Origin of the sequence: Tatumella sp. JGM130 (assembly GCF_018257525.1) — a bacterium.
Taxonomy (GTDB): domain Bacteria; phylum Pseudomonadota; class Gammaproteobacteria; order Enterobacterales; family Enterobacteriaceae; genus Tatumella; species Tatumella punctata.
On record NZ_JAERJS010000028.1, the window covers coordinates 32,699 to 47,221 of the forward strand.

At 51.8% G+C, this 14,523-nt stretch carries 8 protein-coding genes, 1 tRNA gene and 3 pseudogenes; 2 read left to right on the plus strand and 10 right to left on the minus strand.

The annotated features are described in order from the left end of the window. Nucleotides 1-28 precede the first annotated feature (28 nt). Nucleotides 29-1,324 carry an NCS2 family permease gene (locus JK211_RS12870; protein WP_212709073.1) on the minus strand — a complete coding sequence of 432 codons (1,296 nt, stop codon included), beginning with the start codon at nucleotides 1,322-1,324 and terminating at the stop codon, nucleotides 29-31. A gap of 339 nt (nucleotides 1,325-1,663) precedes the next feature. After that, nucleotides 1,664-2,581, minus strand: a complete 918-nt coding sequence (gene nac, locus JK211_RS12875) for a nitrogen assimilation transcriptional regulator NAC (RefSeq protein ID WP_212709074.1) — start codon at nucleotides 2,579-2,581, stop codon at nucleotides 1,664-1,666. A gap of 499 nt (nucleotides 2,582-3,080) precedes the next feature. Between nac and JK211_RS12880 the strand changes: the two genes are divergently transcribed. Next, a tRNA-Asn gene (locus JK211_RS12880) sits at nucleotides 3,081-3,156 on the plus strand. 163 nt (nucleotides 3,157-3,319) lie between these two features. Beyond that, nucleotides 3,320-4,052 (plus strand): annotated as a pseudogene (locus JK211_RS12885) (IS3 family transposase). Nucleotides 4,053-4,063: 11 nt separating this feature from the next. Here the strand turns inward: JK211_RS12885 and JK211_RS12890 are convergent. From JK211_RS12890 to JK211_RS12925, 8 genes and pseudogenes are all read right to left on the minus strand, one after another. Then, a complete protein-coding gene (locus tag JK211_RS12890; RefSeq protein ID WP_212709075.1) occupies nucleotides 4,064-4,651 on the minus strand; it encodes a glutathione S-transferase family protein in 588 nt (195 codons plus the stop codon). A gap of 579 nt (nucleotides 4,652-5,230) precedes the next feature. Continuing rightward, nucleotides 5,231-5,764, minus strand: a complete 534-nt coding sequence (gene tssJ / locus JK211_RS12895; RefSeq protein WP_212709076.1) for a type VI secretion system lipoprotein TssJ — start codon at nucleotides 5,762-5,764, stop codon at nucleotides 5,231-5,233. After that, the gene (gene tssG, locus JK211_RS12900) at nucleotides 5,745-6,848 is read right to left on the minus strand and encodes a type VI secretion system baseplate subunit TssG (protein ID WP_212709077.1); all 1,104 of its coding nucleotides are present in this window, start codon (nucleotides 6,846-6,848) and stop codon (nucleotides 5,745-5,747) included. Before tssG ends, tssJ begins: the two co-directional genes overlap by 20 nt. After that, nucleotides 6,803-8,566, minus strand: coding sequence for a type VI secretion system baseplate subunit TssF (gene tssF / locus JK211_RS12905; RefSeq protein ID WP_212709082.1), 1,764 nt, complete (start codon nucleotides 8,564-8,566; stop codon nucleotides 6,803-6,805). Before tssF ends, tssG begins: the two co-directional genes overlap by 46 nt. 72 nt (nucleotides 8,567-8,638) lie before the next feature. After that, nucleotides 8,639-12,024, minus strand: a pseudogene (locus tag JK211_RS12910) (ImcF-related family protein). 11 nt (nucleotides 12,025-12,035) lie between these two features. After that, nucleotides 12,036-12,665, minus strand: coding sequence for a hypothetical protein (locus JK211_RS16920; protein ID WP_249213796.1), 630 nt, complete (start codon nucleotides 12,663-12,665; stop codon nucleotides 12,036-12,038). Between the two features lie 563 nt (nucleotides 12,666-13,228). Continuing rightward, on the minus strand, nucleotides 13,229-13,486 hold the full coding sequence (locus JK211_RS12920) for a PAAR domain-containing protein (RefSeq protein WP_212709079.1): 258 nt from the start codon (nucleotides 13,484-13,486) through the stop codon (nucleotides 13,229-13,231). Between the two features lie 787 nt (nucleotides 13,487-14,273). Continuing rightward, nucleotides 14,274-14,523: pseudogene (locus JK211_RS12925) on the minus strand (hypothetical protein); the annotation flags it as partial.

Here is a 14,523-nt window from a genome sequence, read left to right on the forward strand (position 1 = left end):
GGAGCCGCGGCTCCTTTTTTCCTCAGTGTCAGGCGCTTAACCAACCCAGCTTAATCACAAACAATACCGACAGTATAATCAGTGCCGGATTCAATTCACGGAAGCGACCGCTCAGTAGTTTCACCACCGTCCAGGTAATAAACCCAAACGCAATTCCGTTAGCAATAGAGTAAGTAAACGGCATTGCCAGGGCAGTGACTGTTACCGGTGCAGCAGTGGTAATATCTTTCCAGTCAATTTCTGCCAGCCCGGAAGTCATCAATACCGCGACAAACAGTAATGCCGGAGCTGTCGCATAGGCTGGCACACTGCCTGCCAGTGGCGAAAAGAATAATGATAACAGGAACAGGATAGCAACCACCACCGATGTCAGGCCAGTACGACCTCCGGCACTGACGCCGGCAGCAGATTCAACAAAACTGGTGGTGGTTGAGGTTCCGAGTAAAGAACCGAACAACGCAGCAATGCTGTCGGCCATCAGTGCCCGCCCCATCGCAGGGATATTGCCTTTATCATCTGTCAGCCCCGCACGACGGCTTACGCCAATCAGCGTTCCGGAGTTATCGAACACATCGACAAACAGGAAAGCAAAGATAACGCTGACCAGCCCGACATTAAATGCACCGGCAATATCCAGCTTCAGGAAAGTCGGGGCCAGAGACGGTGGTGCCGAGAAAATACCGGAAAAAGGCGTTAACCCGGTCAGCATCGAAATTGCCGTGATCGCCAGAATACCAATCAGCACCGAACCGGTCACTTTACGAGCTTCCAGCACCACGATCAGGAAGAAACCGAGTAATGCCAGCAACGCACCCGGCTTAGTAATATCACCGATACCCACCAGAGTCGCAGGGTTACCGACCACAATACCGGCACTTTCCAGGGCAATCAGTGCCAGGAACAGACCGATTCCGGCAACAATTGCCGAACGCAATGCCATCGGAATACTGTGAATGATCCATTCGCGGATTTTAAACAGAGATAAGGCAAAGAAAAGTATCGCCGAAATAAACACCGCCCCCAGCGCAACCTGCCAGTGATACCCCATATGCAGGACCACGGTATAGGTAAAGAAAGCGTTTAACCCCATTCCCGGCGCCAGTGCGATGGGTAAGTTGGCAATCATGCCCATTAATACTGAGCCAATAGCCGCAGCCAGACAGGTCGCAACAAATACCGCACCCTTGTCCATTCCGGTTGCACCCAGAATGCCCGGATTCACAAACAGGATATAAGCCATTGCCAGGAAGGTAGTAACACCGGCAATGACTTCGGTACGCACACTGGTTTTGTTTGCTTTCAGCTTAAAGAGTTTTTCAAGCATAAGTAGATCCCTTTTCGAAACCGCTGATCACGATTCTCATTGTTATTACGGCATTTCAGAGCAAGTTTCCTGTGACCGGCTACCGGCAGACAACTTATCTCACATCACCCCGAAAAAAATTAAACAAGCAAAACCCATGCCATCGAATAGCACGGGTCCGGATTCATATAATTAACAGCCGGAAAAATACGTTTTCCTGCGCTGCCTGAGCGCAAACGTTTTCCTTCCGGCTGCCGATCCTAATGATCACTGGCACCGGGAGCAATAAATTTTTCTGTTCAGAGGCAGTAAAAAACAGATTGATGCCGGTAATCCGGCATCTGAGTGGAAATCTGATGATTAACTGACCAGCATAAGCTCAGGCTCTTCAACGGAAGAGCCTTTGGTCAGAGAAAGCAGGCACTCTTTAACTGCCTGTGCAGAATCAGATAATGGCAATGCCGATGAAATATTCAGTGATAAAGGAAGATGTAATGATGGAGCAGTAATTTTTGCCATCCAGCCATTAATCGGGGCAGTCAGGGACCGGGCTGCCGACTCTGGCAGTACCGATACTCCCATCCCGCTGGAAATTGCCGCTGACAAGGTAGAAAGGGATTCGATTTCGCCAATAATATGCGCACTTAAACGACGCAGCGAGAAAGCCTCGTCCACCCGCTGACGCACTGCGCTGTAATCACGGGGCAGGTAAAGATTCATCTGCGCAACATCTGATAAATCGACATTCCGGCCCGGCGATATTCCGCTGCCGACCAGCCAGAGTTCTTCTTTCAGCAGTGGCTGACATATCAGGCCTGAAACCGGTGTCCGGTCATACAACAGAGCCATATCCAGCTGACCATTAAGCACCTTTTCATTGAGAGCATGACCACTGTTTTCATGCAGATAGACCAGAACTTCAGGGCAGGTTTCACGCAGTTTTTGTAATAATGGCATGACCAGCGAAGAAGCCGCGGTCCCGGGGGCCAGACCAATTGATACCTGACCGCTGATGGTGTGTCCTGCATTGTTCACCGCCACCTGTGCCTGTTCACACTGCCGTAATATATTACGGGCATGCGTATAAAGCACTTTACCGGCATCGGTCGGCGTCACTCCGCGTTTAGTACGGATCAGTAACTGTTGATCCATTTCACCTTCAAGAGTCGCCACCTGCTGACTCAGCGCTGGTTGTGCAATATGCAGCACTTCTGCTGCACGGGTCAGACTACCGATATCAACAATTTTCACAAAATATTTCAGACGTCTCAGATTCATTTTTCCCCCGCCACCAAATCCGGATACTCAACCCGGGCTTTGCCCGGGCTCGATATTTCGGAATTTGCAATAACCGGGCCAGAAACGAATAAAAAAAGTAACCGGCAATCTGTCATAACCAAAACACTATGAAAAAACACATAATTGTACTTTTTTTAACCTGCGGGTTAATGGCAAATGCTCACTGAGCACAGAAAAAAACGCACCAGTTAAGTGCAGTATGTTTGCAGGCAGTGCATTCCGGGGCTGGTGTATCACCATGGCCCGGCCGCTGTGACTGAATTAATTGCTCCCTCGCCCATCGCGATCACTTATGACACCCCGCCACCAGAGAATATTACGGATAACCGGTGCCAACGGAATGCTGTACATTATCCGCCCGCTTTCCCCGTTGTTTCAGCATAATGACGGTTTTATCAGCAAACAGTCACCACAACAGCAAAAGCTTTTTGACAAGCCGGGTGCCCGCCGTTACTATGCGCCCCGTCTTCACGACGATTCCTCTGTAGTTCAGTCGGTAGAACGGCGGACTGTTAATCCGTATGTCACTGGTTCGAGTCCAGTCAGAGGAGCCATATTAAAGAAACCAGATGTCTGCGGAGATCTGGTTTTTTGCTTTTTATCAATTGGTTATCCCTTTCCCTGCGTCTACTCACATCTGTTAAAAAACATCCGAAGCTATACGGTAATCCCCCGAAAAACCGGTGTGTTCATAAGCAGAGTTTTCTACTAACATGAATTCAGGGGGATTTCTATGACCCGAAGGGCAGCGAAGCTCACCGATCACGTTTTACTGACAGCCAGATCATCGCCATTCTTAAGCAGGCGGAAGCGGGTACTCCGGTACCTGAACTGTGCAGGGAACATGGCATCAGCAGTGCCAGCTTTTATAAATGGCGTTCGAAGTTTGGTGGGATGGATGCTGCCCTCATGTCCCGGCTGAAAGGCCTGAGCCACGGGCTGTACCTGAAAGCCGCAACGTAAGCTGGTCTATGATTTTATGCATGATCAGCTATCAGAGAGTCGTTCTGTGCGTCTGCTGAATGTGATTGATGACTTTAACCGGGAAGTACTGGCGATTGAGGTTGATTTTTCTCTGCCGGCTATCCGCGTTATAAAAACACTGGAGCAGATCATTGAATGAAAAGGAAAACCTGTATCAATCCGCTGTGACAATGGTCCTGAATATACCAGTAATACGTTGATATCATGGGCGAATACAAGAGGTATCCAGATTAACTTTATCCAGCCAGGTAATCCGCAGCAAAATGCCTATATAGAGCGTTACAATAGGACGGTGCGCTATGACTGGCTGGGGCAACACCTGTTTACCTCACTGGATGAATTGCAGAACTATGCCACGCGATGGCAATGGTTTTATAATCACGAGCGACCGAATATGGCACTGAATGGCTACACGCCGATGCAACATATTCAACGCTTATCTGATTCTACTTATCGCCTCCGTTAAAAATGGGGGGATTACCGTTGTTCAGCTCTCAGGTATGAAGCCCTATCAGTAGTTCTCTTAAGATAGGTATCTATTTCCTCGTTTAGCTCAATTCCGCAAAATTTTACCCATTGAAGAGTTTGTGACATGAATATGTCTGCCAGTGAAAAATTATCTGAAGCTATCCATAGGGTTCTACCATCAATTTTTAACTGAGAAACTACGTTATTCACCTCCTCTTTGAAGTAGTTAATAACGTCCTCACGTCTTGTTTTTTCGGTAGTGAAAAGTAATTGTTTTAATAATCCCCATACGCTCGATTCTAAATCCGTTATAGCGAAGCTTATCCAAGAGTTAACGCGTGACTTCTCAGCAAGATCGGCTGGATAGAGTGCGTCACCTCCGTATTTTTCACATAGGAAAATGCAAATTGCTAATGTTTCACTGATGGATATATCACCATCGATTAAATAAGGAACTTTGCCAAAGGGATGCGGTGACTTTACAGTTCCGTTTGTCGATAGGAGGTCAACCTTTACTGAATCATAGGATGCTCCGAGCTCTTCAAGAGTCCATAAAACCTTCAAAGATCTACTTCTAGGGAATCGATAAACCTTCAATTTTCCTATCCTTTTCGCCTAAAAAAATGGAGTAATAATTTGAATTGATAACATATCTTTCTTGTTCGCGTAAGATCAGCTTATGTTAAATGGAGGGCTAGTTGATCGCCTTCGCTCTTTCAATCCCCTCTGGAGTTAAAAACCCTGGGTAGACTCTTCTGCTTCTAATATTGCCCGCAGTCATTTTTGTTACTCTGTAGCTGCTTAGCCCTTTATCCCATAGAAGGTTTAGACTTTCGAAATTGTCGTTTGCAAGGCTATTAGGAAGCCCTTCTCCTGCCTCATGCAAGCGGAGCATTTCTCTTAAAAGATCATTCTCGGTCATATGCGTTACCCATAGGTTGATTTTGTACGTTGGTTTCAAATCATAAATCAATATTAAGGCAATAGGTGCCTAATGCCCCCGTGGTGGGTATATAAAAATCACGGGGAGAGTAGCGACCATCGGTCATCCCCCCGTAAAACCGGTGTGTTTATACGCAGAATTTTCTCGTAATCTGAACCGGGGATAATTCTATGAAGAAAGCACGTTTTACCGGCAGTCAGATCATGTCTGTCCTGAAACAAACTGCGGCAGTGCTACTCCTTCACTGGTATTAACATTAAGCGGTTGTTCCCCGCCTCGATAACACGGGCCTTATCCGGGTCGAGAGCATCCCGGCCCAGAACCACACGCCAGCTGTTGTTTATCTGGTCCGGCGCCATAAACATCCCGGCCACTGCCACGTACTGCGCGTCTTCCTCCATCGGCATATCGACCGTTACCGCGCCCCCTGGCTGCAGGCGGATATCTTTCTCCGCGACCAGGTCTGCCCTGATGGCCTGACTGTCATAGTTAAACAGTGACGGATAGTCCGTCGTATCAAATGTTTTGCGGTCTTTAAGTTGATAAATCCGCACCACCGTCGATAGTGCAACCCCGCCAGCATTGCTGTTAACGGCCTCGCGGGCGCGAATATCCAGATGCAGGGTTTTTATCTGCTTATAAAAAATCGATTTGGTCACGGCAACGGTGCCGTCTGTCACTTTTTGCGTCAGCCCACAGCCCGCCAGTATCAGTGTGATACACGCGGCCAGCGCAGCCAGGGGAAATTTACCAGCGGTATTCGCCATATTCATCGGTCTCCCTGCGGTGCAGATTTTCCTGAACCCGTTGATAGCGGCCCGGGTTAATAGTGATTGTGTTAAGGTGTAATGCACTGTTAGCCGCATTCAGCGGTCGCATCACAGCCGTGCGGCCCAGCTGCACCGCCCCCGCCTTCGGGTTACTGCTTATGATCGCATCAGGCAGCAGACTGCGAGCGACACACAGTTGCAGGCGGACGTCGAGCCGTGACCCGAGATAGACATGCAGCAGCGCCATCAGGTCGGTGTGAAGATCGCCGCCCGGCAACCAGCCCTGAACTTCAGCAGGGTGTGTGGTCGTCAGGCACATCAGCACCTGGCTGTTAACATCGGTGGCATAGTTGCCCATCACCGGACGGTTTACCAGGGTAACAGGCTGACGCACGCTCATAGTCAGGGGCTTTTTCAGCGGCACACTGCGTTTGTCATGGTGCCAGATTTTCGCCCGGGTGTTGGGTGCCAGCAGACGCACCAGCGCGACCATTCCCTCTGAAGTCCGTCCGGGCAGCAACATGGCCGGCAGCAGCGCCAGAAAGCGTGAGGCCGGTGCCGCGATACTGTCCGTACAGCCGTCAACCCCGAGCCCGGCCAGCCCCAGCAGATACTGCGAGGTTTTGTCCCTGCCGCCCGCTTCGAAGGTCGCCGGGTAAGAGTATTTACGCCAGATGCGATAGTACTGGGCAATCAACCGGTGGTTGAAGATATCGAGGAAATCTGCAGTGGCTTCGTACCCTTCCCGCCGCTGGGTGATGTCATCGATATAGTGCGTCGGCAGCGGGGACTCCACGCCGTAGAGTCCCATAAAGGTGATGCGCACCGTGGGTGGCAGCCGGGGATGTTCTGGCAGCTCCATGCCTTTGATTTCGGAAGCCGGGAAGCCCATCCCCGGGTGGGGCCGGAAACGTACCGGCTCCTGACGAACCTGCCAGCTGCTGCCAATAACCGGCTTATCCGGCTGGCTCTGCTCCAGTACCTGGCAAAAGCGATAAAAGTTTATATACGGCAGGTACTGCCGTAGCTGCGCCATCAGCCGGGCAGGCGCGGACTGTGATTTTCTTTCCACCGGATACATTTTCCTTCTGGCTGTACGATAAGCGTCAGCTGATTAAACTGATTCATGTCAGCATAAAGCGCAAAGAAGCGGTTGAGCATTTCACCAAACAAATGGATGTCGCCCTCCCCCGTAAATCCGTTGCTGTCGAGGATCACTTCGATATCCAGCCCGCGCAGCAGATAGCCCTGTTCGAAACGCTGTAACCGGTGATGCGTCACCTGCTGAATCGCTTCCAGACGACGGGTATTCAGTTCATCTTCCTGCCAGTTATACAGCGCCAGCGTCCCGCGCAGCACTTCGGCGGTGCTCATCATGTTCAGGAATCCGGAGCCAAGGTGACTCAGTACCCGCCAGTGGAAACGGTCTTCCACAGGCGGGTATACCGGCAGCGTCGGCTTGCAGAGGTTGCGCACCGTCAGTGGCGTATCCATCACCTGTTCACAGAGGTCCAGAAGCGTGCTCTGCAGTGCTCTGCGCGGTAACTGGCCGTTGGTACCAGTAATTTGCAGCGAGACGGCTTCGCGCTCAAACAGTCGGTCATTTTCCCACTGGTGCCCGCCGGGAATAAGCCAGGTGTCATACAGTCCGGTCACGCTGCGCTTTACCCGGGTGTGGTAGTAACGTGGAGGGGCATGGCGACGCATCATCCCGCCCTTGTGACGGAAGCTGCTGAACGGTACGTATTCGGCATCACTGGTGCGGCCTGAGCCGGTGACCGAATCGACGGAGTAAATCTCAGTATGTCCGTCCTGCAGACGTTTAGGCCGCAGCAGGTACTCGCTTTCAAGGCCAGAGATAGTGAGCGGGTCCGCCTCCAGAGTAAAAAGATTAATTACCGGTACACAGTGCAGACGAACCGCGTCATCGGTGACCGGCAGGTCTGATGGCCACAGCGTACTGAACACCACTTCAATATCGAAGTACCCCGTCCCCTGAGGCAGGGTAATACCGTCCAGCCCGTTAAGGTGGACGAACATAAACTTGTCGCGGAAGGTGAAATACTCCAGCAGCAGCTGGTAACCACTGAAGGCGGTATCGCCCTTCGGCCACAGCCCGTCTTCCTCTGCAAATCCCCCCGGCGAGAAATACCCGTCAAGCCGGATGCGGTCGCTCTGCCCTGGAAGATGCATATACAGGGCCGCCTGCCGTTTGGTCAGCATCAGGTGCAGCTGGCTGCTGACGGGCGCCTCGGCCCCGAGGTACAGGCTCAGGCGGCTGAGATCAGTATGGGACCAGTCCGCCTGAGTGCTGCAGGCAAAACGCAGCTGCAGCAGCGAACGACCATCCGGCTCAGTGGTCATGGTAATGCCCGAAATAGCCAGAGGGTTGAGCATTACCTGCCGGGTGGTACGGTAACGACAGACCGTGTTTTCAGGCCCTAGCGGACGGGAATATACCTCAAGACCCGCGGGCACCACTTCCGCCATTTTCATGGCAGAGAGTACCGGGGTAAACGCCACCACCGAGAGAGACGGAATGGTGCACAGGTAGTGTGGCCAGAGCATGCTGACCAGACCTTCAGTCAGTTCCGGCAGATCATCGTCAATTTTTTCGCGCAGTCGCCCCATTGAGAAGGCAAACCCTTCAAGCAGGCGTTCAACATAGGGATCGGGGGTTCCGGCCTTATCCAGGTCCAGCATCGCGGCACGATCCGGATGGGCTTGTGCGAACTCTTTCGCGGCTTCACGCAGGTAGCGCATTTCTGCATCGAAATAGCGCAGGGTCAGATCTTCCATTGATTTATTTTCCTGTGAATTTAACGGCGTGGCACGGGCAGGATCGATAGTCATCAGTCCGGCAGGCGCTTATCAGTAGACCACCTCTGCGTCACTGGCTGTACTGATGCCTGCGATACCGGTGGTATTGAAGATGGTTTCCGGCAGCCGGAAGTTACGCAGTTTCAGCAGCACCAGTGGTCCCTCACCCGCTTCGGTGCGCAGGGTGTAATTGAGCGTGCGACCGTCCGGTGTTTTCCAGCCAAGAGCATAACTGCTGCCGATACCCGGGTAAGCACTGATCGCGGCCTTATCCAGCAGACGGATCCATCCCCAGCTGCCGGGCATGTCCGCATACTGACGGGTGCCCGCCTGCGTGCTTATCCATCGGTATCCGCAGGCCAGGTGAAACGCTTCCATGCCGGAAGCTGGTTTACATAGGTCAGCTTCCGGCTGTCAATAATCATATCGGTCTGCATCACGCCAGCGGCAGTCCCCGGCCGCAGCTCGAAGTTCATACCGGCATTGCCTTCGGTGAAAGCGATGTCCGAGACATGACTCAGGGTGTTGATGGCATTGAGAAACGCCCGGTTAAAGATCAGTCCCTGTGAATTGATACTGTCTGGCACCCACCGGCTGCCCTGACGATGCAAAATGCCTTTAAGACGGGTTTGCAGGAACTGTGCAATACGCCCGGAATCCGCATTGAGGTATTTGGCCAGCAGAGGCAGAGAGACATCGCTGCCAGAGTTGTGAAACGGATAACGCCCGCCAAATGCGGAGTTCCATTCCGCCACCACTGCCTGCTGCCACTGGGCATTGAGACTGTCAGCCGCCGGGGTCAGCACCTGCTGCCAGGCCTGTTCCATTGGGCTGACAAATACCGTCCGGCCAAAGCCACTCCACTCCTGTCCCAGACCGGCAGCAATCAGGCTGCCGTAGTCGCGGGTTTCGGTCAGGTCTACCGTCTTACCCTCGAACACGGTCCGGGCCAACGCCCGGGTCATCGCCTGCGGATCGGCGGCATTAGTCACCTGTTGCAGGCGCAGGCGCACCTGTGTTACGCGGGTCAGGTATGACTGCAGACTTTGCGTCTGTGCGCCGATGCGGCTTTTGTCCATCAGCCCCAGCAGCGGCCCGAAGGTCGTATCCAGCGGACCATGGATACCGGCACTCTGGTCAATGACATCTTTGTTATCACCACCCAGCAGATTTTTTGCTGATTTCACCAGCGTGTCTGATATCGCTTCGCCGATCTGGCCGGTGCGCCCCTGCTCATTCAGGGTATTCATCAATGCCACCAGTGGCGACTGACGCACGTCAGCCATCAGGGTCAGCTGGTCAATGGCATCTGACAGCGTGCCAGCCGGGGTCCAGCGCAGGCTGTTGAGGAATTCCAGCCAGGCACCGCCAAAGTCGGCAAAGTAACGTTCCGTCAGACGCTTCTTCAGCGCTTCCGGCGAGATTTCATCCTGTTTACTCACCTGACGTTTACGGTCAGTCAGTACCCAATCGAGCTCATCGCGGCGCGCCTTCACCAGCTGGTCGATAGCCGGCTGTACCGCCTGCTCCCAGGCCTGGCGGGTAAACATCCCCGCCACAGCTTCGCTGGAACTGAACAGCCGCGCGACATCGGTATCACCGGTCATGTCCCCGAGACGCATATCGGCATACAGGTGCGCGACCTGTGAGAGCATCTTCTGGTAGAGGGTCGATTCGCTGTTGCGTACCCCCATCAGGCGGACCAGCAGCGAACGCGCCTCGCTGACCATATTTTCATCTGCAGGCACCCGCCATTGCGGATGGGTAATCAGGCTGGCGGCATAAAAAGCAAACAATGACGGGGCCATGCCCTGCCACTCAGCGTCTTTAATCCCGCCGCGTTTCGGCCAGTCTGCTGTCAGTGCAGTGCTGAACCAGGCTGCATCCATATACTCCGGAAGGGCCAGCATCAGATAGAGCCTGAGCTGCTGCCAGGCGGTTTTTGCTCTCTGCTCACGCAATGGGCTGCCCGGCGGCAACCGATTAAAGGCGCTCAGCTGCCTCTGCAGGTGGTCTGCGGCTGCATCCCGTAACAGTGGCAACGCACTATTCTGGTAGCGGGGCCAGAGTGCGGCCAGCAGCTCATTATTCCGGCTCAGCCCGGCCTGCTCATACCATGGGACACCATGCTCAGAGCGGTACTGCAGGCGGGCCACGGTTTTCTGCAGTTCAGACAGAGCATGCAGGCGCTGTTCCAGTGGCTGATTCTGTCGGGCAGCAACTGCGGCCCGGGCATTGGCTCCGTCAATCTGGCTGCGGTTGGTGACATACGCGATACCCATCCACACAGCCCAGCCCGCCATTGCCAGGGCGACAGCAGGTGCCACGACCTTGCGCCATGCAGTACCCGGTTTAACAGGGCGCAGCCCGGCAGGGAGCATCCGCACAGAGTCCGGCAGAACATCCCAGCGCTTGTCCATGCCCCAGTGGTGCGGCACGACACGTTCAGCACCGGCAGAGGGCTGACTGAACACTACCCCGGCCAGCGGCAGCGGGCGGTACGGATTGAGCATCACCGACAATGGCCCGCTCAGGCTCTCCGGTTTACGGATCAGCTGGTCAGCCAGCATCAGCAGGAAATTATGTTGCGCCTCATCACAGATTTGCTGTAACCCCCGGCAGGTTAGTTGCGGTGTCAGCGCCGCGAGCTGTCCGGCTAATCCCTCAATACGGCATCCGGCAGGCAGCAGGCAGCCTGCCGCCTGCACAATCCGCCCCTCCGGCTTACCGCCGCGTGGATGCAGGGACCAGATATACAACGGGAGTTTCCAGCCCAGCGTATCCATACGGGCGCTGATAGCGTGGGACAGGGAATCCATCGTCCCTTCAGACGGGACCGGTAGCGGCTGCTCCATCCCCGGCGCTGAGAGCTGGTCAAAAGCTGAAGTGACCCACACCAGGCCATCCACCGGACGACGGCGCAGTTTGCGCAGCGCGCTCAGCCAGGCACTGTCCGCTGACGTATTGAGGTCACCGCCCCACAGCAGCAAGGTGCCGCGATCTTCCTGCCAGAGCTGGCTGGTAAGACCCGGGGTCAGTTGCTCCATCTCAGCGGCAGTACCGGTGATCAGCAGGATACGGGTTTTACGGCCCCAGTTGCGATTGTAAATAGTGCGAAGATACTGGCGGATTTCTTTAACAACTTCAGAATGTCGGTTGTTATTCTGTTCATACGCTGGCTGTTCTGGTTTCACCCCTGTCAGGATTTTAAATTTCTGAATAAAACTTAAAGAGATCAGCCTGTCCCATAGCCACACAAACAGCGCATCAAACAGCAAAATCCCCAGACAGATAGCGACCACAATCAGCGATGCCATCAATTTTTTCTCTTGCCCGGCAAGGCGTGAAAACGGATTGTTTAACCAGATTAATCCAGTACTTACGATAATAACAATTGCAACAATGAGCCAGGTACTTATCCGTTTTTTCTTTATCATGCAGTTTTCCTTCAGCATTCTTCCTGACGCACAATTACCTGATGCGTGGTTTTATCGGTCATCATTACCCACTGTGGTTTACCTGATGTTCTGGCGTACTCACAGGCACAGAGCAACGCAATATTTCCTAATGCCGCCCCGGGGTTACCAAATAAATCATCCGGCATATAGTCTTCGTCCTGTCCCGGGGAATAACCAAGCCTTTCTGACTGCTGAATTAACCGCGCCATAGCCTCTTTATCGACATGCCATCGCCAGAACGTGTGGATTTCATCCACAGACAGCTTTCCCCAACGCAACATATCTTCCAGGGTACAGGCATCATCCGTGGTGATTACGGGACAATGAATGACGGCCTCAGGTTTAACATCATGTTGAGCAAGCCACGCCGGAGAGGCCAGCAACAGTGCTGATACCGATTCAGTCTGATAATCCCGGGGGTCAATAAACAGGTTGATTTCAACAGAAATCGTCAGTACCGACTCATTCTGGCCTAACAAGGCATCCAGCCACATCACACCATCACCTTCTTGCCCTACAATAATTGCATCCACGGGATATGATGCAGGAAATATCGCCTGCCAAATTTGTAAGATTTGCGCATTATCAACAGAGCCGTCGTGACGGAGACGAACCGACAATTTGTCTGCGGATAGTACTGATAAGTCCGGCTCCAGCATGTGAAGAAGCTGGGTGATATATCCGGTTAACCTTGTACTGTAGCTTTCCTTTGAGAAATGCGAGATAGAAGGCTCAAATCGGACCGTTGTCAGTGCCTGCTGAAGATGGGCAAAATAAGTTGATTGTAACTGACTACCATAGTTTATGAGGGCAGAAGCCAGTTTATTACAGGCTATGGGGGTGATATACGCTTTCCCCAAAACGCCTGCCGGACGCTGTCTTCTCTTCACTTGTATATCATGTTGCTCCTGATGAAGGTGATTCCAGTAGTTCACGCGATCACGCTTATTTTCATAAGCTCGTAGCCGAAAGGCATAACAGACTAATCCAGCAGACAGCGGTATGGTAAAAATGCAAAACCAGAACCATGTGGATTGCGTGGACATGTTCTCCGGCCATAAATAAAGCGTCAGTATTCCCCCCGGTACGGCTATCAGCACGACGGCAATAAGCCACCGGAATACTGAAGGCTGTTCAGGCAGCTGTATTTTCTCTGGTATTTTTTTTAATTCAACGGGCATAGCTAACGCCTTCCAGCATTGGGCAGGGATGTAATTAATGCACAACCGCAGCCACAGCGATGCCCATGAATGGCAACAGGTTTACCATTAATTTTTGAGCCGTTATCGCCTTCAGCAATAGACGTTATTCCATGAACAAGGCATAGCACTCTGTCACCCAGACAGGATACTTCTTTCCCCTGAAACTTAACGCCACTACTGCCTTGTAAGACTTTTCCACCACTTGAGGTGGCATCACCGATTCGAATAACTCCGGGCATAATTCATTCTCGCTTGTAAAGTTTATTTACTTATTATTAATAATAGTTTCTATGATTAATAATTATGGTCGGGATTGAGATATTTATATCCTATGCTTAAGGTGCCTGCTTCACTTTTCCGTCAAGTATAGTTTCAGCAAGTTACGTTTCGTACTTATACTGCACGCTACTTTACTGGGTAAACACCTCTATACAGGCAAGGAATAAACATCCAAACATAACTTTTAATTTAACAGCCATGTTTTATGACGTTGCACCACTTTACCTTTTGCGGTCTATTAATTATGTAACTGACCACTGTAGAAATAAAAATATCTGTTCCTGGTTTTCTGTTAAAGATGGCAACAGTTACGCCATTTAAAGGCTCTGAACAACCAGCCACGTGCAGCGTTTTGGTATAATTTCACTCATGATTTTTAAACACCGGTTCTTCCGGTCTCAGCGGATCAACATCCAGAGAATTTTTTTATAATTCGGTTAGAATCAGTTATGGACCATTAAAGGCTATTACCCGCTATATCGTAGATCTGCAACAGATTAGGATAATAATTATCGACAGGTAACTCAATCATACTACCATCAAGTAGTTCCCTTTTTTGCAAAATCCTCGCGGTTCAGCTCCCGGGAATATTATTAACGCCTCCATTCGCTGTCGTATTAATAAATTATGTTTCTCTCAAAGAGAATTTATTTAGCTTAAGGTAAAGCTGATATCCTGATTGGTGGTTTTAAATTTACTGATGACGTAGCTGCTCAGGGTCATCTTATGCAGCGATTTACTGTCCTTTTACGGGCCATGTATTGCCGCTAAATCCCCTATCAGAAAATCGCCGCCTTCCACAAACACCAGACTCGCTTTTACCTGGCGAATCAGACTCTGTAATTCCGTGCTGTGCGGGTTCTGCCCGGATTCTAGCGTTGACTCTGCAGCGGTGTTGTTATCACAGGCGGCCAGCAGCACTAAATAGCTGCGCCTAATACCGCTACACTTTTGCCAGACCCTGTTTTCTGCCGGGAAACGGGCTGACGGTTTCCAT